Raw genomic sequence first — 21,776 nt, 5'->3', positions numbered from 1 at the left:
TCGTCAGAGATATCTCCACAGATCAGAGCCTATTTAACCTAGCCCAGAGGCCTCCGGCGGTGGGCCGAGCCACCACCGCCGGAGGCTATTCGGGTGGTCTTCGCGATCCGCGCGAGCGGATCAAAACAGCGTCAATGTCTGTGGTGCCGACGGCGCGGCCGCCTTCCCCGCGGCCTGGTCTTTCGGCGCTTCCGGCGCCGTCGACGCTTCCTCCACAGTCACCGCGGGGATTTCCACGGTGTTCACCTCGGCGACCGCCGCGGTGACCGCAGCCTGCCGAGCCGCTTCTCCGGCCAGCGCGTCGGCCTGCTCGTTGAAGTAGTTGCCGACATGTCCACGGACCCAGCGGAACCGGACCGGACCCGGCCTGCTCGCGATGGCCCGGTCGATCTGCCGGATGAGTTCGACGTTTTTCACGGCGCCCCCGGTGGATGTGCGCCAGCCGTTGAGCCGCCAGCCCGACACCCACTCCGAGGCGCACTTGATCGCGTACAGCGAATCGCTTTCGATGAAAAGGGGTTCGGACCCGGAATGGGCGGCGATCGCCTCCAGCACCGCGCGCAACTCCGCGACCTGGTTGGTTCCGGACGCGGCTCCTCCACTCGCCGAGGAGCCCTGGTGATTGACCCAAGCCCAGCCGATGGCGCCGCCGGGATTGCGGAGGCAGGATCCGTCGGTGCTCACGATGATCATAGGTGGCACCCTACGCAATCCGACCGACAAGATCGGTAACGTGGAATTCCTCTATCTCCCTTCGCAATTGGGTCTCCGTGCGGCGGAGTGCCGACTTCGCGGCGGAATCCACCGGACCGACGCACAGGCGCCCGGCGAATCCGCGCGGTGGACTGTACTCCGTCTCCGACGTCAGCGCCGACCGCCCGTAGCCGAGTGGGTCGAAGCGCAGCGTCAACGTCCAGGTCAAACGCCCACGGAGCGTATACCCGATCACCGCGTTGCGGCGGTATTCGGTGATCTCGCATGTCACGGTCTGTCGCCAGAGCCCGAGACGAACGGCGGCTGCGAAGGTTGCGCCGAGGCCGCGGTCGAGTTCGCCGGTCGGCTCGAAGCTCACGATGCCGAACATCCAATTCGGTACGAAGAGATGGTTGTCCGTGTAGGTGAACGCCACTTCTACCGGGGCTCCGACGTCACTCGCGTACTTGATGTGGCCCATAGGCCCTCCCTGTCCCACGACTGGCGTTAAAAGTACTACAGCTCTCCTCTTTATTCGAGAGGTCACCGGAATCTGGTGCGACGTATTTCCAGATCAGGACTGGACGGTCGCTCGGGAGTCTGGGTGGGTGCGGCCGCCTCAGGGCTGGTTGACGATGTGCTCCGCGATCGGGTTACACCGAGACGGCGTGCTCGGCGCCGGGTGGGAGCGCAACCGTGGTCTCGACGGTGGCGGGCTCGGGACCCATGCGCGCGGGGCGTGTCGTCTCCGAGGTCGCCGCGGGCTCAGGGCAATGGCTAAGGCGCAGGTTGTGCTCGCCGAGCGTCGGGTCGGAGAACGCCAACCGCACCTCGCCGCTCTGGATGTCGAGATCGGTGCGCACCGTGGTCACGGCCGACGGTTCGGCGCCGAGCGGTCCTGGCACCGGCGTCGGCAGGTGGTCGGTGAGCAGAGCGAACGCGTTGGTGTCCACCGTGACCGAGAGGGTGTTCGTCTCGGCCTCGGCGAACTGCGCCTCGACAAAGGCGTTGCCCAGCCTGACCTTGCCGCCTCGGTTCGTCGGCATGCGTTGGGTCGAATCGCTGTGTGGTTCCGTGAGTGTCGGTTCGGCTGCCAGCTGTCGCGTGTACGCCGCGGGCAGCGCGAAGCTGCGGCCGGTCAGCATCGGATCGGAGCCGATCGGGCCGCCGCGGTGGGTATGTTTCGGCCCGGACGGAGCGACCGGTCCGGCGAGCTCCCTGCCGGAGCGCTGCGCATCGGCCATCTGGTGCACGATGTACGCACCCGCGACGACGGTCAGGCTGAGGCTGGTGGCGCCGGCGAGCACGATGGCGGTGTGCCGTGCAAGCTGGGCAGGTCTGTGTGCTGTCATGATGCGTCCTTTGTCTCCGTTGCTGCTCCTCAACAGAACGACCCGCATCATCGGAAGTCGTACGTTTGTCCAGGTTACCGGGGTTGCTGGTGGCCACGCCGCGTGGGAGAGACCAGGATCACAATGTGCGGCCAGAGCTGCCGCACCCGGACGGTCGAGCACCGAATGTGAGGGCCTTTTGATGTTTCTGTCGGCACACGAGTGGGTAAACAATCGCGTAGCTGGCGAGCGTCATTCTCGACTGCCACATTGAGACACCCGGCCAACGGCGTCCGGCCGTCGACACGAACGGCGCACTTAAGTGTGGCGCTCGCCCGCTCCCGGATCTTCGGACCGGGTCGGGTGTCAGCGGGTCAGGCGAACTGGCCCGCTGTCCTGCCTTTTCCCGTCGGACCCGCGAAAGCCTGTGCGATAGTGAGCCATTCGGCGGCGTCCTCTCCATGCACCTCGATCGCGAGGTCGTCCGGATGGCGGCGCTGCGTCACCAGTAGGCAGAAGTCCACTGCGGGTCCCACTACTCGCTGAATGGCGTCCACGGGACCCCAAGACCAGATCGCGCCATCGGGCGCCGTCAGCTCAACCAGGAATTCCACTCTGGGCGGGATCTTTTCGCGCACTGTGTACGCGAAGTTCCTGGTCCGCACGCCGATGTGCGCCACGGCGCGCAGGCGCGTGGTGGGAGTCCTGGCGACTCCGAGGGCATCGGCCACGTCCTGCCCGTGCGCCCAAGTCTCCATGATGCGGGCGGTGATCATCGAAGCCGCGCTCAGCGGCGGACCGAACCAGGGCAGCTTGACGCCCGCGGGTACCGCGCGCAACGCATCGGTGAAGGTCGTGCGTCCGTGCCGCCACCGGTCGAGTAGTTCGGCGGGCGGTGCGGCCGCGGCTTCCTCGGCCGCTTCGTCGACGAAGGTGAGTGCACGCGGCCCGGCGTCGGCTACCAGCTTCTGGAAGCCGCCGCTGTCCGCGATGGCGATGGTCGCGAGCTCGTCGGTCCAGGCCAGATGGCCGATCTGGTGCGCGATGGTCCAGCCGGACGCCGGCGTCGGCCGCGCCCAGTCCGCCGGCGCCAACGGGGCGACGAGTCGGTCCAGATCCGCGCATTCGGCGGCGAAATCGCCGAGTAGTGCTTCGAGGTCAGCCATCCATTCCCCTGCCGATCGAGGCACACCGCCTCGGGGTGCCGCCGCGGTCCAGCTTCGCAGCGGGCCGAGAAAGATGCAAGCGTGCGTGCTTGTATTTTCCCCCACTCTGGGGCCGAGCGGTGCTCGGCCCGGCTATCAGCCGAAAACGACCAGGTGCGCGGTGCCGACGACCAAGCAGAGGGCCGCGCCGTGTAGGTAGAGCAGCCAGGTGTCCTGCTCGACCGGCGCGGGAAGTAGGGATAGAGCACGTGCAGGCCGGGAACTCGGACGCCGCGGAACCGCACCGGCCAGAACAGCATCAGCACGCCGGTCCAGTTGGTCAGCCAGCCCGCCAGCGCACTGAAGATCGGGAAAGTGATCAGGTCGACGACGAACTTCGACCGCCGGGTCAACTCCGACGGGCGGCACGGCGCCCGACAGCTTGCACGGCGGGAAAATAGCGGGCGAAGCCTCGCATCAGCTCGAGGGCCGCATCGACGGATCGGCCGTCCGTGACCTCGTCGATTGTCCGATACAGCCGTTCTTCGATCTCGGCGACTTCGGACGACAGTCGATCTCCCTCCGCTGTGAGTGTGAGCGTGATCCGGCGGCGATCGTCGAGCGCGGCTTCCCTCTTGATCAGGCCCATAGTGACCAGTCGATCGACAAGCCTGCTCGGGCTACCGCCGGTCTCGCAGACCAGCAGTTCGCCGAGCCCGGCGAGGGCCAGTGGTTGGTGATCGGTCAGCACCCGGAGAACTTCGGCCTGTGAAGGGGTCAAACCCAACGGCCGCAGATCCGCGGAGAGTATCCGATTTCCCTCGCGCTGAATGGCCAAGACGAGATAGCGCAGTTCCTCAGCTCGCCGCACGCGATCCTCCTCCTTTAAATGTTGTGTAATCAGATCACACAACATTTATCCGCGTGGCCAAGCCGACCAACGGCCACGCGAACCCACGGTTTTCGCTCGAAGCGAACGAGCTGAGCAGGGCGGAACAAACGTGGGAACACCGGGGTTGAGTAGGCATCGCTCAACTTTTGGAAGGGTCGAACACGTGACTACACCACAGAACCTACCGGTGCTGTTCTTGACCGATCCGATCGTGCTGCCGGGCATGGTCGTGCCCATCGAACTGGACGAATCCGCGCAGGCCGCGATCGACGCCGCACGCGCCGCCAAGACCGAGGCCGTGCTGCTCGCGCCGCGGCTGACCGAGGGCTACGCCGCCTACGGTGTGGTCGCCACCATCGAACAGGTCGGCCGGATGCGCGGTGGAGCACCGGCGGCCGTGCTGAAAGCCGAACGGCGCGCCAAGATCGGACACGGGGTCACCGGACCCGGCGCCGCGCTGTGGGTCGAGGCCGAGCCGGTCGAGACTCCCGCACCGGATGGCCGGACCAAGGAACTGGCCGCCGAGTACAAGAAGCTGGTCGTCTCGGTGCTGCAGCGCCGCGAAGCCTGGCAGATCATCGACACGGTCAATCAGCTGAGCGACCCGTCGGCGATCGCCGACACCGCCGGTTACGCGCCGTACCTGACCGCCGAGCAGAAGCGGGAACTGCTCGAAACCCCCGACGTGGCCACGCGGCTCACCACCCTGATCGAGTGGACCAAGGAGTACATCGCCGAGGCCGAGATCACCGAGAAGATCAGCGAAGACGTCCGCGAGGGCATGGAGAAGAGCCAGCGCGAGTTCCTGCTGCGCCAGCAGCTCAACGCCATTCGCAAGGAACTCGGCGAGGACGAGCCCGACGGCGCCGACGACTACCGCACCCGCGTGGAGCAGGCCGACCTCCCCGACAACGTCCGCGAGGCAGCGCTGCGCGAGGTCGGCAGGCTGGAGCGGGCCAGCGATCAGAGCCCGGAATCCGGCTGGATCCGGACCTGGCTGGACACCGTGCTGGAGCTGCCGTGGGCGGTGAAAACCACCGACAGCACCGACGTTTCGGCGGCCCGCGCGGTCCTGGACGCCGACCACCACGGCCTCGACGAGGTCAAAGACCGCATGGTCGAGTACCTGGCCGTCCGGTCCCGCCGAGCCGCCCGCGGCCTGGAAGTCGTCGGCGGACGCGGCTCCGGCGCGGTGCTGGTGCTGGTCGGCCCGCCCGGCGTCGGCAAGACCTCGCTTGGCGAGTCCGTAGCAAGGGCGCTGGGCCGCAAGTTCGTTCGCGTCGCCCTCGGCGGAGTGCGCGACGAAGCCGAGATCCGTGGTCACCGGCGCACCTACGTCGGGGCTCTGCCCGGTCGGATCGTGCGCGCCATGAAGGAGGCGGGCTCGATGAACCCCGTCGTCCTGCTCGACGAGATCGACAAGGTCGGCTCCGACTTCCGCGGCGACCCGGCCGCCGCCCTGCTCGAGGTGCTGGACCCGGCGCAGAACCACACATTCCGCGACCACTACCTCGATCTGGACCTGGATCTGTCCGACGTGCTGTTCATCGCCACAGCGAACGTGATGGAGACCATCCCCGGCCCGCTGCTGGACCGGATGGAGCTGATCACCGTCGACGGCTATACCGAGGACGACAAGGTGGCCATCGCCCGCGACTTCCTGGTGCCAAGGCAGCTGGAACGCAACGCGCTGACCGCCGACGAGGTGACCATCAACGAGGAGGCGCTGCGCGAGATCGCGGCGAACTACACCAGGGAAGCCGGTGTCCGGCAGATGGAGCGGTTGATCGCGAAGGCACTGCGTAAGGCGGCGACCCGGCTGTCCGAGGGCGGAAACGTTCCCACCGGATCGGGGTACGACCCCGAACTCGGCTACGACGCGCTGGTGAAGTCCGAGGACGGAACCACTCCGGTCGGATCGGCCTACGACTCCGAACTGGGCTATGAGGGGCTGGTGAAGTCCGAGCATGGTGGCGCTTCCGCGCAATCCATGACGATCGGTCTCGGCGACCTGAAGGACTTCCTTGGTCGTCCGCGCTTCACCTCCGATTCGGTGGAACGCACCGCCGTTCCGGGTGTGGCGACCGGTCTCGCCGTGACCGGCGCGGGCGGCGACGTCCTCTACATCGAGGCCAACGCCGCCGAGGGCGAGCGCTCGCTGATCCTCACCGGCCAGCTCGGCGACGTCATGAAGGAATCCGCGCAGATCGCGCTGACCTACGTGCGCTCGCACCTGGAGGAGATCGGCATCGAGCCGTCGGTACTGGATCGCAATATCCACATCCATTTCCCGGCGGGTGCGGTGCCCAAGGACGGGCCGTCCGCGGGCGTCACCATGGTCACCGCTCTGGTATCGCTGGCGCTGGATCGTCAGGTGCGCTCGGATGTCGGCATGACCGGCGAGGTCACGCTGAATGGGCGGGTGCTGCCGATCGGCGGCGTGAAGCAGAAGCTGCTCGCCGCCCAGCGGGCAGGGCTGAAGACGGTGTTCATCCCGGCACGCAACGAGCCGGACCTGGACGACGTCCCCGCGGAAGTGCTTGCCGCACTGGATGTCCGCCCCGTCGCCGACGTGGCCGACATCCTGGCCTACGCCATCGAGCCGGTCGCCGAACCGGCCGTGGAACGCCCGGCGTTCGCGGCCAGCGCCTGACAAACGCCGAACCGAGCCGGGCACGGAATCTTTCCGTGCCCGGCTCATTCGTGTGTGCCGAGTGCGCGACAACTCTCTGCTGTCATCCCAAGTGAACATCGACGCGACAACGTCGCCACGGTGCGGCGGATCCTTGACCTGTTGCCGGCGCGAATCGGCGTGGTGCGGTCTGCCTCGGCGTGCTTGTCCGCCTTGTAGCGCTGACGCCGCGCGCCGCGTCGAGGGCAGACGCTCGGCTGACACCGGGGATAGGGAAATGGTGGTTCGGTAGTCGACCGCAGCCGCCATATCACTGTTGCCGAGGTCGTTCAGGTCGCGCGCAATCGGCGCGCAAGGCCGGTGCAAGTGCCGCCGCGCAGTCTGGCGACATGACCACTGTGCACCATGTACCTGTTCTGATTGTCGGCGGAGGTCTGGTCGGACTGTCCGCCGCGTTGTTTCTCGAATACCACGGTGTCCCCTATCTTCTCGTCGAGCGCCGCGAGCAAGCCTCGGTGCTGCCGCGTTCGCGCGGGGTGCACACCAGGACCGTCGAGCTGTTCCGGCAGGTCGGCCTCGAGCGCCGCGTCCAGCAGCTGGCCGCGACGGCGCTGAAGGCGGGCGCGTTCGGCGGCGCAAGCCGGGGTGCCACGCTGCGGACCGCGACGCCGCTGAATCTCGATGGCCTGTATCGGGCGCTCGCGTCCGCGGAACCCAGCCCGTCGCAGTTCTGTTTCGCGCCGCAGGTACTGCTGGAACCGCTGCTCGCCGCGGCGGCCCGGGAGCGCGGCGGCGATCTGCGTTTCGGTGCCGAGCTGGTTGCGTTCCGTGCGGATGACGAGGGCGTCACGGCAACCCTGCGTGATCACTCCGGCGAATCGATCGTGCGGGCCGACTACCTGCTCGCTGCCGACGGAGCGGGGAGCTCGATCCGCCGGGCACTGGGCATCGGCGGCTGGGATCTGCCGCCTACGCACCACTACATCAACGCGTTCGTCCACGTCGATCTCACCGAGGTGCTCGGCGGCCGCACCTTCAGCCAGTGCGAAATTCGCAACGACGACGTGCGGTGCCTGGTGTTGTCCAAGAACAACACCGACGAGTGGTCGTTCCACCTCGAATTCGACCCGACCGTCCAGACACCCGCCGACTACCCGGACGATCGGTGTGCTGCCCTGATTCGGGCCGCGATCGGCGCGCCCGACATCCCGGTCCGTGTACTTGCGAAAAGTGCTTGGGACACCGGAGTTTTCGTCGCCGACGAATACCGACGCGGTCGGGTATTCCTGGTCGGCGACGCGGCGCACCGGCACGCGCCATGGGGCGGCTACGGCGCGAACACCGGAATCGCCGATGTCCACAACCTGGTGTGGAAACTGGCGGCGGTGCTGTCAGGTGTCGCAGGGGACGCACTCCTGGACAGCTACCGGGACGAGCGAAGGCCGCGTGCGCTCATCGCCGCCGAACAGGCACGTCTCGGAACCGATTTCGCGACCCGCTACGGCCTGCCGACCGCCGACAATGCCGACGAACTGGCGCGGCAAACGGATTTCGGCACCGTCATGAGCCGGTTCCGATACTGCTCGAACGCGGTCCTCGGCGGCGAATCCGCGTCGCATGTCGACACCTTGACCGGTCAGGTCGGTACTCGGTTGCCCCACCTGTGGATCGATGCGGACGTACAGGTCTCCACCCTCGACCTCGCCGGCCCAGGCTTCGCGATTCTCGTCGCGGGAGCCGCGGCGGCGTGGCATGCGGCAGCGGCGGAAGCGCAGCGTGACCACGGCTTCGAACTCACCGTGGACGCGCTGCCCGCCGAGCTGTGGTCCGCGCGCACCGGACTGCCGGAAGGGGGTGCGCTGATCGTCCGGCCGGACGGCGTCGTCGCCGCGCGTTCCGACGCCGGTCTGTCCCCTGCCTCACTCACGGCCGTGGTGCGCACGCTCACGGGCCGGACCGAGGCCGATGTCCGCGCCGCCACGTCCGCCTAGTACCGCCGCGTCGGCGTACCGCTGGGTCTGTGTTCCTGGATGAACAACAGTGCGGCGGCGAGCTCGGTCCATCCCTCGATGGAAGCATGATCAGCCCAGCAGCGCGTCTGTCGCTGTGCGGAACGGTGATCGATCCCGCCGGAATTCCGACGGCTTGTCGGACCACTGCGGTAAGAACGGCATATGGCCAGGTGGCTGTTGCACGTCGATCTCGACCAGTTCCAAGCGGCGGTGGAGTTCCGCCGCCATCCGGAACTGCGCGGACTGCCGGTCATCGTCGGCGGGCACGGCGACCCCACCGAGCCGCGCAAGGTGGTGACGTGCGCGTCCTATCCAGCGCGTGCGTTCGGTGTGCGGGCCGGGATGGCGCTGCGCAGCGCCCAGCGCAAGTGCCCGGAGGGTGTGTTTCTTCCACTGGACATGGCCGCATACGAGGAGGCATCCGACGAGGTCATGTCCCTGCTGCGGACTTTCCCGGGCCGAGTCGAGGTCTGGGGCTGGGACGAGGCGTTCCTCGCCGCCGACACCGACAACCCGGAGGGTCTCGCACGCGAGATTCGCGCCGCCATTGCCCGTTTGCACCTGACCTGCTCGATCGGCATCGGCGACAACAAGCTCACCGCCAAACTCGCCACCGGCTTCGCCAAGTCGTCGGGCAAGTCGTCGGCCGAACCGGCCACGGGCGCCGGTGCAGCCGCGGGCGTCTTCCGGCTGACCGCCGGAAACTGGGCTGAGGTGATGGCCCACCGCCCGACGAACGCACTGTGGGGCATCGGCAATCGAATCGCCGCCCGCTTGGCCGACCTGGGCATCGACACTGTCGGCGATCTGATGGCAGCGGACCGGCATCGCCTCGCCGCCGAGTTCGGGCCCAACACCGGCCCGCATCTCTGGGTGCTCGGCCACGGCAAGGGGGACACCGATGTCACCACTGAGTCGCGAGTTCCCGTGGGCCGCAGTAAATCCGAGACATTCCCGCACGATCTCACCGATCCCGGCGAGATCCGTGCCCAAGTGGCGCGGCTGGCCACCGAGGTCGCCGAGGAGATGGCCGCCGCGGGCCGGGTCGGTACCCGCGTGTCCGTGACGGTGCGCACCAACTCCTTCTACACCCGCAGCAAGCAGGAGAAACTGCCCGAACCGACCATCGACGTCGCGCGGATCGCCGAGTCCGCGCTGCACATCATCGATCGGTTCGAGCTCGACCGCCCGGTTCGACTGCTCGGCGTCCGGCTCGAACTCCTCCCGGAGTAGTCGTGGCGCCCCCGGCACCGGGCTCCGCGCTCGTATGCTCGTCGGCATGGAGTTCTGGGCGATGGTGGCACACGAATCGGACAGCGGGATCGTCCTGACCCGGCAGCAGGTCGACGAGGAGTTCCTCGGGCCGGGCGAAGTGACGATCAAAGTGCACTACTCGAGCGCGAACTACAAGGACAGCCTGGCGATCACCAAGGGTGGCGGCGTGGTCCGCAACTACCCGATCGTGCCCGGCATCGACTTCACCGGTGAGGTGGTCTCGTCCTCCGACGACGACTTCGCGCCCGGCGACCTGGTGGTCGCGCACGGGTACGACATCGGTGTCGCCCACAACGGCGGTTTCGCCGAATACGCCAGGGTGCCTGCCGACTGGGTGGTCAAGCTGGAGGGGCTGAGCCCGCGGGATGCCGCCGCGCTGGGCACCGCGGGCTTTACCGCGGCGCTGAGCGTGCAGTCCCTGCTCGACCGTGGCCTCACCCCGGACGACGGCGCGGTGCTGGTGACCGGTGCGACCGGTGGCGTGGGCAGCGTGAGCGTGGACATTCTCTCCGGCCTCGGGTTCGAGGTCATCGCCTCCACCGGCAAAATCGGCGCGGGCGGGCTGCTCAGCGAGATCGGCGCCAACGAGCTGATCGGCCGCCTGCCGGAGGACCCGAGCGCCAAGCCGCGGCCGCTGACCAAGGCGCGCTGGGCCGCGGCGGTCGACAGCGTCGGCGGCACCTCGCTCGCTTACGTCCTCAGCGCCATCGGCTACGGCGGCGCGGTCGCGGTCAGCGGGCTCACCGGCGGGTCCGACCTGCCCACGACGGTGATGCCGTTCATCCTGCGCGGGGTCTCGCTGCTCGGCATCGATTCGGTCAACATCCCGATCGAGAAGCGCCGTGAACTGTGGTCCCGGCTCGGCAACGAGCTGCGCCCGCAGCATCTGTCGACCCTGGAGAACTACGCGCCGATCACCGAGGCGGAGCGGGTGCTGCACTCGATCAAGAACGGAACCCACTCGGGTCGAACGGTGCTCGGCGTCGCAGGCGAATTCTGATCGTCCACCGACCTGCCAGGAAGCCCGGCTCGATTCGGTCGAGCCGGGCTTCGTGGCAGGCTACTCGGCCCGCACCCCCACCGCGGCGGTCTCGCCGACCTGCTCGACGGGCGCGGACCTGGTGTTGCGCATGAGGAACATGGCGACGATCGCGGCGGCCAGGATGCCGACCCCACCCGCGAGGAAGCTGGTCGACATGGCGGAGGTGAAGGCATCGCGGGCGGTGGTGACGAGTTCGGTGTTCCCGGTCCTGGCGGCGAGGGCGAGAGCGTCCGTGATCGAGTGCTTGGCGAGTTCCGGCGTCGACTCGGGCATGCTGCTGGTGAAGGTGCTCGACAGGATGCTCCCCAGGACGGCGATGCCGAGCGCGGCGCCCGCCTGCTGAATGGTGTCGTTCAGCGCGGACCCGACACCGGCCTGCTCTTGCGGCACCGCACTCATCAGCGCGGCGATGGCCGCGGGCTGCGCGAGACCGGCACCCGCGCCGAGCACCACCAGCGCGACGGCCGGCATTCCGAAGCCGCTGTCGGCGGACATGCCGGCCAACAGGCCGAGTCCGACCGCTGAGATCAGCATGCCGGTGACGGCCAGCGTCCGGTTGCCGACCTTGCTGCCGAGCCCCGCGCCAAGCCCGTTGAACACGATGGACGCGACCATCATCGGGATGAACGCCAGGCCCGCCTCGGTCGGCGAGTAGCCGAGTACGAATTGCAGGTACTGGGTCAGCACCAGCAGCAGACCGCCGTTGGCCACCTGGACCAGGGTCAGCGACAGGCTGCCGCCGCTGAAATCGCGGTTGCGGAACAGGCTCAGCGGAACCATCGGGTTGGCCACCCGCTTCTCCCGGATCACGAAGGCGGTCAGTGCTACGACGGCGGTGGCGAGCGTGATCAGGGTGCTTGCATGATCGAAACCGCCCTTGGGGAATTCGATGATGGTCCACACCAGTGCGGTCATGCCGACCATGGACAGGACGGCGCCGGGCAGGTCGGGTGCGGTCCGCGGCCCCCTGGACTCCGGCATCAACACGAGCGCTGCGACGATGGCGAGGACCGCGACCGGGATGTTGATCAAAAACGCCGCGCCCCACCAGAAGTGCGCGATGAGCACGCCGCCGAGCACGGGGCCGCCGACCAAGCCGAGCACCGACGCGGCGCTCCAGAAGCTCATCGCCTTGCGCCGCTCCTCGTCGTCGAACACCGTGATCAGGATCGACAGCGTGCTCGGAAGCACCAGCGCGCCGCCGACGCCCATCACGGTGCGGGCCACGATCATCTCGATCGGGCTCGCGGCCAGCGTCGCCCCCAGTGAGGCGAACCCGAACAGGGCGAGGCCGATGACCATCACCCGGCGTCGGCCGAATCGGTCGGCCAGGCTGCCCGCGGTGAGCAGCAGTCCCGCGAAGACCAGGATGTAGGAGTCCAGGATCCACTGGATGTCCTGCGCGGTCGCGTTCAGGTCCTCGGCCAGCGGCGGCACCGCCACGGCCAGGACGAAATTGTCGATGACCAGAACCAGTGTGCTGAGGCACAGCACGATCAGTATCCACCAGCGCTTCGGTTCGCGGGTCGGTGTCGCGTCCATCGGAAACCCTCTTCCAGCAGTGTTGCGTACGAAGTTCTCGTAATGCGAACACTGTACGCATGAAATTTGGACGTTCGCAAGTGCGAACGTCGTGCGCTAGGCTGGTCGCAACGGAAGGAGTCGATATGCCCGTGGAGAAACAGCAGCTGGGTTCGGTGTGGACGCGCCCGCGGCGCGGCAGGGAACAGCCGGCCCTGACCAGGGAACAGATCGTGGTCGAAGCGGTCGCGCTGCTCGATGCGGAGGGGATGGAGGCGCTGAGTATGCGCCAGCTCGGTGCGCGTCTGAACGCGGGCGCCACCTCGCTCTACCGACACGTGGCCAATCGCGACGAGCTCGTCGAGCTGGTGGTCGACGAGGTGTACGGGGAGATCAGCGTTCCGGAGATCGACGATCCGACGCACTGGCGCGCGGCTACGCGGGAGTGCGCGCAGAGCCTGCGCGCGATGATCCTGCGGCACCCGTGGATGGCCTCGACGCTCGGCCAGGTCGGCCTGTCCTACCTGGGCCCGAACGTGATGCGGCTCAACGATCGCATGGTCGGGTTGTTCCAAGCGGGAGGATTCCCCGGCGACGAGGCGAGCGACGGCATCGGCACGGTGATCAGCTACGTGGTGGGCATGGGTATCACCGAGGCGGCATGGCTGAGCATGCTGGCGCGCAGTGGACAGACCGAGAAAGAGCTGATCGCCGATCTCCGGCCCGCCGCAGAGCAAGCGGCGCTGGAGTTCCCGAGAGTTCAGCAGGCCGATTGGAACAGGGACCCGGCGGAGATGCGCGAGCGGAAGTTCCACTACGGGCTGGACCGCGTGCTGGTCGGACTCGATGCGCGCCGAAATGCTTGACTCACCCTGAGAGGGTGTGGGCTACCACAACCGAACCGCCCTATCGGCTACGGTTCACGTCGCACCAATCTGCGTGATCGCTTATGTCGAGAGGCGAAGTCTGTTGTTGGTGAACCTGTTCTGGCGTTCGATGTCTGTAGTGGCGGTGTCCCTGCTGATGGCTGTGCCTGCGTACAGCCAGGCCGACCCGGTGGACGACTCGCACCCGATCGGGTTGGACCGGTTCTATCACCAGCGGCTCGAGTGGAAGCCGTGCGGCGTCGAGAATGTAGACAAGGCCGGTGGCGAGTGCGCGGATGTACTGGTGCCGCTCGACTACGGGAAGTCCGACGATCGCACGATGACCGTCGCGATTTCGCGGGTGAAGGTCGGCGATCCGGCGCGGCGGCGGGGAATTCTGCTGTCCAATCCAGGCGGTCCGGGTACGGAGGGTCTTGACAGTCTGGATCTGCTCGGTGATGTCCTGTCGCCGGAGGTCTTGGCGAGTTACGACCTGATCGGCATGGATCCGCGCGGGGTCGGCGAATCCGGTCGGAGTCCGCGGTGCGGGTGGCCGGTAGGCGAGATGATTCGGTCGGCAGGTCTTGATTTGCTCGGATTCGTGCACGACACCGTTCAGTCCGGGGGGATGGCCGCGACCTGCCTGATTCGTGATCCGAACAAGCTGCGGCAGTTCACTACTCGCAACACCGCGCGCGACATCGACATTGTGCGAGGTGCCCTGGGTGAGGAGAAGATCAACTTCTTCGGCTTGTCGTACGGCACCTACCTCGGGGCTGTGTTCACGCAGATGTTCCCCGAGCGCAGTGATCGGGTAGTGCTGGACAGTGCGATCGATCCTGACCGGTATTGGGAGGGCTTGGTTCAGGATTGGGGTCCGGCGGACGAGATCGCGCTGGACGACTGGGCCGGGTGGGTCGCCATCCGGGATGACGAATTTCATTTCGGTGCCACTCCGCAGCAGGTGCGGGCAAAGATCGAGGAGCTCGTTCGGGTCGCCGCACGTCAACCGATTGTCATCGATGGGTTTGCGATCGACGATCACTGGCTTCCGTTCATCCTGCACGGATTGCTGACGAACTTTCGGCTGAACGAAGCGATGGCCGCCACCGTGCGAGAGATCGCCGATGCCGCGGGTGGTCCGCCCACTACGTCGCGCACACCCCGACTTCGCGCCATAGTGGCGGCGCTGCGCGACAACGAGAACTCGGTGCTGGCGCAGATCGCCTGCGGAGATGTCGGAGCACCGATTGATCCCACCTGGTACTGGCGCAACATCGAAGAAACCCGTGCCACGCAGCCGGTGTTCGGCGCAATGGCGAACAACATTCAGCCGTGCGCCTTCTGGCCTCGGCCGGTCGAACCTCCGACTGTGGTCCGGAATTCGGTGCCCGCGCTCATCGTGCAGGCGACGGGAGATGCCCGGACTCCTTATGCCCATGGCGTTCGACTGCATCAGGATTTGTCCGAGTCGCGCATGGTGACGCTGCAGGATGTCCGTATCCACATGACGTTCCGGCCCGAACTGAGCAGCTGCGTGAACAACGCGATCAACACATACTTCAGCGCGGGAACTATGCCGGATGCCGATATCACCTGCTATGCGGATCAGTCACCGCTTTAGGCGGACACCGACGACGCAGGATGATCGGTCTCATCCGGGCCGGCGGATCGGTCAAGCGGCGACTGTGACGGTTTCGTCGGCGAACTGGGTGCGGTACAACTCCGCATAGCGACCGTCGGCGGCCAACAGCTGAGTGTGGGTGCCACGCTCCACGATTCGACCGTCCTCCAGCACCAGGATCTGGTCAGCCGCGCGGATCGTGGACAGGCGGTGTGCGATCACCAGGGCGGTCCGGCCGTCCAGCGCTTCCGCGAGCGCCTCCTGCACGGCGGCTTCCGAAGTCGAGTCCAGCGACGCCGTCGCCTCGTCCAGGATCACCACCCGCGGCTGCTTGAGCAGCAGCCGGGCGATGGTCAGGCGCTGGCGCTCACCGCCGGAGAGCCGGTAGCCGCGCTCGCCGACCACCGTTTCCAGACCGTCCGCCAGCGACGTGACCAGATCGCGCAGCCGTGCGCGCTCCAGCGCGTCCCACAGTTCGTCCTCGGTCGCCTCCGGCCGGGCGAGCAGCAGATTGGCCCGGATGGTGTCGTGGAACAGGTGCCCGTCCTGGGTGACGAGCCCGACCGTCTCCCGGATCGACCTGGTAGTCAGTTCGCGCACGTCGGCGCCGTTCAACCGCACCGCACCGCCGTCGACGTCGTATAGCCGGGAAACCAGCTGGGCGACAGTGGATTTTCCCGCGCCCGACGACCCGACCAGTGCGATCAGCTGGCCGGGCTCGGCACGCAGCGACACCTGGTGCAGCACCTCCACCCCGCCGCGGGTGTCCAGATTCGCCACGTCCTCGAGCGAGGCCAGCGACACTTTGTCGGCCGAGGGGTAGCCGAAGCTCACCTCGTCCAACTCCACCGCGACCGGTCCCTCCGGCACCGGCTTCGCGCCAGGCGCGTCCTCGATCAGCGGCTTCAGATCGAGCACCTCGAACACCCGCTCGAAGCTCACCAGCGCCGCCATGATCTCCATCCGCGCGCTTGCCAGCGCGGTCAGTGGCGTGTAGAGCCTGGTCAGCAGCAACGACAGCGACACAACCGCGCCCGCGTCCAACTGTCCGCGCAGGGCGTACCAGCCGCCGAGCCCATACACCAAGGCGATCGCGAGCGCCGACACCAGCGTGAGGGAAGTGACGAACACGGTCTGCAGCATCGCGGTGCGCACACCGATGTCGCGCACCCGGCGCGCTCGCAGCGCGAACTCGTCGGATTCCTGCTCCGGACGGCCGAACAGCTTCACCAGCGTCGCGCCGGGCGCGGAGAACCGCTCGGTCATCTGGGTGCTCATCGCCGCGTTCAACCCGGCCGCCTCGCGCTGCATGCTCGCGAGGCGACTGCCCATCCTGCGCGCGGGGACCACGAACACCGGAAGCAATACCAGCGCGAGCAGCGTGATCTGCCACGAGATACTGACCATCACGCCGAGCGTGAGCGCGAGAGTCACCAGATTGGCCACTACCCCGGACAGTGTGTCGCTGAACGCGCGCTGGGCGCCGATCACGTCGTTGTTCAAGCGGCTGACCAGCGCACCGGTCCTGGTCCGCGTGAAGAAGGCGACCGGCATCCGCTGCACGTGGTCGAACACGGCGGTGCGCAGGTCGAGGATCAGTCCCTCGCCGATCCGGGACGACAGCCAGCGGATCACCAGCCCGAGTCCCGCGTCGAACACCGCGAGCATGCCGATCACCAGCGCCAGGGTGACCACCACGCGCGGCGCCGCCCCGCCGACGATGTCGTCGATCACGTGACCCGCCAGCACCGGCGTGGCGACCGCGAGCACCGCCGACAACACACTGAACAGCAGGAACGCGCCGATCCGTCGCCGATGCGGCACGGCGAACCGGATGATCCGCTCGGCGGTGGCCAGTCGGAACGGCCGCTGCTCCTGCGGCGCGTTCGCCCGCCGGTACATCTGGCTCCACGCCACGGATTCGATACTCACGTCGTTTCTCCCTCTCGCTCCCCACCCATCAAAGCCATGGCCACCGACACTAAGACCTCAACAGCGGTTGAGTTCAAGTCGATTCCGGGCGCGACCGCATTCCGCCGAAAGCGAAACCGGCCGCCGCGCCGATCAGGCGCACCGGACTCTGCCCGTCATCAGCCCGCGCCTGGCCGAGCGAAGGCGAGGCATGGCTCGCGGCCAAGTGTCCGCCGCGTCCGCGACGAAGTCGCCAGTGGCAGTCACCGCAGCTGCGAGCCATCCGAGCGAGGCACACCCCTGTGCCGCCGATACCGCCTCTACGCAACCACATCGGCTCAACTCCCAGTTCCGAGCGCAGCGAGACCGAGCATTGCCTGTTCGCGGCCCGGCTCGCGTCCGAGCGGCCGCCGTGTCCGCGACGAAGTCGCCAGTGGCAGTCACCCCAGTTGCGAGCCATCCGAGCGAGGCACACCCCTGTGCCGCCGATACCGCCTCTACGCAACCACATCGGCTCAACTCCCAGTTCCGAGCGCAGCGAGACCGAGCATTGCCTGTTCGCGGCCCGGCTCGCGTCCGAGCGGCCGCCGTGTCCGCGACGAAGTCGCCAGCGGCGGTCGCTCGGACGCGAGCCATTAGGGGGCCGCGAACACGCCGCGCCCGCGCGGCCAACAAACACAGCTTCTAGGCTGGCCAGGTGACCGAGAACCGGATGGCGGCACTGCACGCCAGGATCGCGGGTGAGGTCGACACCTCCGCACGCCGCCGCGCGGAGTACTCCTCGGACGCCTCGAATTACCGTGTTCTCCCCGCAGCGGTCGTTTTTCCCAAGACCGACGCGGACGTGGCGGCCACGCTGGAGTTCGCCTGTGATCACGGCCTGCCGGTAACCGCGCGCGGCGGAGGAACCTCGGTGGCGGGCAACGCGATCGGCCCCGGGCTCGTGCTCGACTTCAGCAGGCACATGAACCGGATTCTGGCGCTGGATCCGGCGGCGCGCGTCGCCACGGTGCAACCAGGTGTGGTGCTTTCGCAGTTGCAGGCCGCGGCGCGCCCGCTCGGCTTGCGCTTCGGACCGGATCCGTCGACGCAGAATCGCTGCACGCTCGGCGGCATGATCGGCAACAACGCCTGCGGGCCACGGGCCGTCGCCTGGGGGCGCACCTCCGACACCGTACGTGAGCTGCGGATTCTGGACGGCAACCGCACGGAGCGCAGGCTGGCCGCCGACCTGTCGGTGGTGCCGGGGCTCGCGGGGTTCACCAGGGCGCATCTCGCGGTGTTGCGCACCGATCTCGGCCGTTTCAGCCGCCAGGCCTCCGGCTACGGTCTCGAACATCTTCTGCCCGAGCGGGGCGCGTCGGCGGCGAAGGCGTTCGTCGGCAGCGAAGGCACCTGTGGCCTGCTACTGGACGCGACGGTCGAGTTGGTCGCGCTGCCCGCGGCGACCGTGCTCACCGTGCTCGGTTACCCCGACATCGCCACCGCGGCCGATGATGTCGCCGCCGTCATGGCTTGCGCGCCGATCGCGGTCGAAGGCATCGATGCGCGGTTGGTCGACGTGGTCCGCGCCCATCGGGGCCGGGTCCCCGAACTGCCACCCGGCGGTGGATGGTTGTTCGTCGAGACCGCGGGTGCGACGCAGGCGGAGGCGGTGGCGGTGGCACAGCGGCTGTGCCGGTCCGCGGATGCACTCGACGCCAGGATCGTCACCGATTCTGTTGCTGCCGCTGCACTCTGGCAGATTCGGGCCGACGGCGCCGGACTCGCCGGTCGCACACAGGACGGACGCCCGGCGTGGCCGGGGTGGGAGGACGCCGCCGTTCCACCTGAGCGGCTCGGCGCCTACCTGCGCGATTTCGCCGCGCTGACCCGAGACCACGATGTGGACGGCCTGCTCTACGGGCACATCGGCGACGGCTGCATCCACGTTCGCCTCGACCTGCCGATCGCCGACGCGCCGCAGCGTTTTCGTGCCTTCCTCTTCGACGCGGCCGAGCTGGTCGTGCGGCATGGCGGTTCGCTCTCCGGCGAGCACGGCGACGGACGCGCCCGCTCGGAGCTGCTCTCGGTGATGTACTCCCGCGCAGCGCTCGACGTCTTCGCGAGGTACAAGGCGTTGTTCGATCCTGGTGACGTGCTGAACCCGGGTGTCCTGGTCGCGCCGCGTCCGATCGATGTCGATCTGCGGCTCGCCGGGCTGCCGGGTGTCGGGTCGTCGGACGGGTACGGGTTCCCACACGACGACGGCGATCTGAGCACAGCCGTCCATCGTTGTGTCGGCGTGGGCAAGTGCCGCGCCGACGGCGGTTTCATGTGCCCGTCCTACCTTGCCACCAGGGACGAGAAGGACAGCACGCGAGGGCGGGCGAGAGTGCTGCAGGAAGTGGTCCGGGGTGCGCTGCCGTGGTCGTCGCAGGCCGTCGCCGAATCGCTCGATCTGTGCCTGTCCTGTCGGGCGTGTCGCTCGGACTGTCCGGCGGGCGTCGACCTGGCCACCTATAAGTCGGAGGCGCTGCACCGCCGCTACCGCCATCGCCCGCGCCCGCGCGATCACTACTCGCTGGGTTGGCTGCCGCGGTGGCTCGCCGTCGCGAGCCGGATGCCGCGGGTCGTCAACGCACTGGCCGGTCGTGCCGCGCTGCGCCGACTCGGACTGCGGGCGGCGGGAATCGATCCGCACCGTGACGTGCCGCGCCTCGCCGAACGCAGTTTCCGTCGCATATGGCGTGACCTGGACGACGGCGCTCGGCTCGCCGAGTCGGCGGACGCACCCGATCGGCTCGAGGCCCGCTCTGCCCGTGGCCGATCCGAGGATCGCTCCGGCGAGGTGATGTTGTGGATCGATACCTTCACCAATGCCTTCGACCCGGAGATCGCGCTGGCCGCGGCCCGTCTGGTGACCGCGCTCGGCTACCGTGTCCGGATTCCGGAGCGCGGTGTCTGCTGTGGTCTCACCTGGATCAGCACGGGGCAGCTCGACGGCGCCCGTGCCCGGCTGCGCGACACCACGGCCGCGCTGGACGAGCACGTGCGCGCGGGCGGCCTCGTGATCGGACTGGAACCGTCCTGCACCGCGGTCCTGCGCGCGGACCTACCAGAACTGCTTCCGGACGACCCGCGGTCGGCCGCTGTCGCGGCGGCCGTGCGCACGCTGGCCGAGTTCCTCGCCGAGCAGCCGAACTGGCGCCCGCCATTGCGGACCGGGCAGTCGGTGGTGGTCCAACCGCATTGTCACCAGCACGCGATTCTGGGGTTCGATCTCGATCGCCAAATATTAGCCAACATGGATGTCAACGTGAATGAAATCACTGGATGTTGTGGCATGGCGGGAAACTTCGGAATGCAAACCGGCCATTACGACATTTCGGTCGCGGTGGCCGAGAATGGCATGTTGCCCGCGTTGCGTACTGCGGGAGGCGACGCGATCCTCCTCGCCGACGGATTCTCCTGCCGCACCCAGGCCGTTGCCATGGCCGGGCGTCGAGGTCGGCATCTCGCTCAGTTCCTCTTGGGACAATGAGACTTTCGCGCACCCGCCGCGACTGACCGCGGCGAGTGCGCCACATCGCTCAGCTGCCGAAGGGCATGGTGCCGGGCGGAATCTGGTAACCCGAGCTGCCCGCGAAAACGCCGCCCAAGGCGTCGAGCAACCAGTTGAGCGCATTGGTGATCATCAGAAACCTCCGTAATGGCGACTGCCAGCTGTTTGCCGATCGAAACCAGTATCGGCAGGCTATTTCTTCGCGTTACAAAATAACCACCTTCACGTATTATGCAGAATTGCTATCGAATGGTGTGGTATCGCGTTGCGTGTGCGGCAATCCTCGGCCGATTGCGACGGGGGGACGTCCCCGAGCCGACACCGGGCAGAATGATCCGGGTGCGCAACGCGATGGTCGAGCCGGGAGCGGGCCGGACCGGTTCGTCCAGGACCCTGACAGCGGATCGGCCGATCGATCTCGCGTGCACCCTCGCCCCGCTCGGCCGTGGCAACGGCGACCCCTGCCACCGGGTCTCCAGTGACGGCGCGCACTGGCACGCTTCCCGCCTCCACACCGGCCCGGTCACCTACCGGTTGGCCCAGTCCGGGCAGTGCGCCGTCGAGGCCCGTGCCTGGGGCCCCGGTGCGGCCGAATTCCTCGACGGCCTCGAGCACATGCTGTGCCTGGACGAGGACCTCTCGGCGTTCGCCCCCGATCACCCGAAGCTCGTCGACGCCCACCGGCGTTATCCAGGTCTGCGCATGCTGCGCACCGGCCTGGTCTTCGAGGCGCTGGTACCTGCCGTGCTGGAACAAAAAGTGCACACCGTCTCCGCTCGCGCCTCTTGGCGAACACTGGTGCGGCGGTTCGGCGAGCCAGCGCCCGGGCCCGCAGCGGAGGAAATGCGACTGCCGCCGGACGCCGACACCTGGCGGCGGATTCCGTCCTGGACCTATCATCGCGCCAACGTCGGCCCGCAGCGCGCCCAGACCATCGTGCGCGCTGCCCGGGTGGCGAGCTCGCTGGAGCGGGCGGCGCAGGTCGATCCGGCCGAGGCCGCGCGCATGCTGCGGACCATCCCCGGCATCGGAGTGTGGACCGCCGCCGAGATCGCGCAGCGGGCGTTCGGTGACGCGGATGCGTTGTCGGTCGGCGACTACCACCTCGCCGCGACGGTCGGCTGGACCCTGCTCGGTCACCCACTCGACGATGAGGCATTGGTCGACTACCTGGAACCGCTACGCCCGCACCGGTATCGGGCGATCCGATTGCTGGAGATCAGCGGGCATTTCCACAAACCGAAGTTCGGCCCGCGCACGCCGCTCACGGACCACACCTGGCACTGAG

At 67.8% G+C, this 21,776-nt stretch carries 15 protein-coding genes; 8 read left to right on the top strand and 7 right to left on the bottom strand.

The features are described from left to right. Positions 1–120: 120 nt before the first annotated feature. The 5 genes from OHB12_RS24745 to OHB12_RS24725 form a co-directional block, all read right to left on the bottom strand. Positions 121–693, bottom strand: a complete 573-nt coding sequence (locus tag OHB12_RS24745; protein ID WP_327111105.1) for a ribonuclease H family protein — start codon at positions 691–693, stop codon at positions 121–123. Positions 694–703: 10 nt separating this feature from the next. After that, positions 704–1,174, bottom strand: coding sequence for an SRPBCC family protein (locus OHB12_RS24740; RefSeq protein WP_327111103.1), 471 nt, complete (start codon positions 1,172–1,174; stop codon positions 704–706). A 172-nt stretch (positions 1,175–1,346) separates the two neighbouring features. Beyond that, positions 1,347–2,045, bottom strand: a complete 699-nt coding sequence (locus OHB12_RS24735) for a hypothetical protein (protein WP_327111101.1) — start codon at positions 2,043–2,045, stop codon at positions 1,347–1,349. Positions 2,046–2,398: 353 nt separating this feature from the next. After that, complete coding sequence (locus OHB12_RS24730) at positions 2,399–3,190, bottom strand: TIGR03084 family metal-binding protein (RefSeq protein WP_327111099.1); 792 nt, start codon at positions 3,188–3,190, stop codon at positions 2,399–2,401. A gap of 388 nt (positions 3,191–3,578) precedes the next feature. Beyond that, positions 3,579–4,040, bottom strand: a complete 462-nt coding sequence (locus tag OHB12_RS24725) for a MarR family winged helix-turn-helix transcriptional regulator (protein ID WP_327111097.1) — start codon at positions 4,038–4,040, stop codon at positions 3,579–3,581. A gap of 244 nt (positions 4,041–4,284) precedes the next feature. Between OHB12_RS24725 and lon the strand changes: the two genes are divergently transcribed. From lon to OHB12_RS24705, 4 genes are all read left to right on the top strand, one after another. After that, the gene (lon, locus tag OHB12_RS24720) at positions 4,285–6,714 is read left to right on the top strand and encodes an endopeptidase La (protein WP_442800131.1); all 2,430 of its coding nucleotides are present in this window, start codon (positions 4,285–4,287) and stop codon (positions 6,712–6,714) included. Positions 6,715–7,082: 368 nt separating this feature from the next. Continuing rightward, on the top strand, positions 7,083–8,684 hold the full coding sequence (locus OHB12_RS24715) for an FAD-dependent monooxygenase (protein WP_327111093.1): 1,602 nt from the start codon (positions 7,083–7,085) through the stop codon (positions 8,682–8,684). A 183-nt stretch (positions 8,685–8,867) separates the two neighbouring features. Continuing rightward, positions 8,868–9,938: a DNA polymerase IV gene (locus OHB12_RS24710; RefSeq protein ID WP_327111091.1), complete on the top strand. Its 1,071-nt coding sequence runs from the start codon at positions 8,868–8,870 to the stop codon at positions 9,936–9,938. Positions 9,939–9,984: 46 nt separating this feature from the next. Beyond that, positions 9,985–10,980 (top strand): oxidoreductase, encoded by a 996-nt coding sequence (locus OHB12_RS24705; RefSeq protein ID WP_327111089.1) that lies wholly within the window; start codon positions 9,985–9,987, stop codon positions 10,978–10,980. A 60-nt stretch (positions 10,981–11,040) separates the two neighbouring features. On the opposite strand, the gene OHB12_RS24700 is transcribed toward OHB12_RS24705, so the two are convergent. Then, a complete protein-coding gene (locus OHB12_RS24700) occupies positions 11,041–12,564 on the bottom strand; it encodes a DHA2 family efflux MFS transporter permease subunit (protein ID WP_327111087.1) in 1,524 nt (507 codons plus the stop codon). Positions 12,565–12,689: 125 nt separating this feature from the next. Between OHB12_RS24700 and OHB12_RS24695 the strand changes: the two genes are divergently transcribed. Further along, positions 12,690–13,409 carry a TetR/AcrR family transcriptional regulator gene (locus OHB12_RS24695; RefSeq protein WP_327111085.1) on the top strand — a complete coding sequence of 240 codons (720 nt, stop codon included), beginning with the start codon at positions 12,690–12,692 and terminating at the stop codon, positions 13,407–13,409. 109 nt (positions 13,410–13,518) lie between these two features. After that, positions 13,519–15,033 carry an alpha/beta hydrolase gene (locus OHB12_RS24690; RefSeq protein WP_327121400.1) on the top strand — a complete coding sequence of 505 codons (1,515 nt, stop codon included), beginning with the start codon at positions 13,519–13,521 and terminating at the stop codon, positions 15,031–15,033. 51 nt (positions 15,034–15,084) lie between these two features. Here the strand turns inward: OHB12_RS24690 and OHB12_RS24685 are convergent, their stop codons facing one another. Beyond that, positions 15,085–16,965, bottom strand: coding sequence for an ABC transporter ATP-binding protein (locus tag OHB12_RS24685; protein WP_327111083.1), 1,881 nt, complete (start codon positions 16,963–16,965; stop codon positions 15,085–15,087). Between the two features lie 691 nt (positions 16,966–17,656). Here OHB12_RS24685 and OHB12_RS24680 point away from each other — a divergent pair. Further along, entirely contained in the window at positions 17,657–20,467 is a 2,811-nt protein-coding gene (locus OHB12_RS24680) for an FAD-binding and (Fe-S)-binding domain-containing protein (protein WP_442800130.1), read from the top strand. Positions 20,468–20,839: 372 nt separating this feature from the next. Further along, positions 20,840–21,775, top strand: a complete 936-nt coding sequence (locus OHB12_RS24675) for a DNA-3-methyladenine glycosylase family protein (RefSeq protein ID WP_327121398.1) — start codon at positions 20,840–20,842, stop codon at positions 21,773–21,775. The last annotated feature ends 1 nt before the right edge of the window (position 21,776 follow it).

This window comes from Nocardia sp. NBC_01730, assembly GCF_035920445.1.
Classification (GTDB): domain Bacteria; phylum Actinomycetota; class Actinomycetes; order Mycobacteriales; family Mycobacteriaceae; genus Nocardia.
This window is presented reverse-complemented; position numbering and strand designations above follow the sequence as displayed.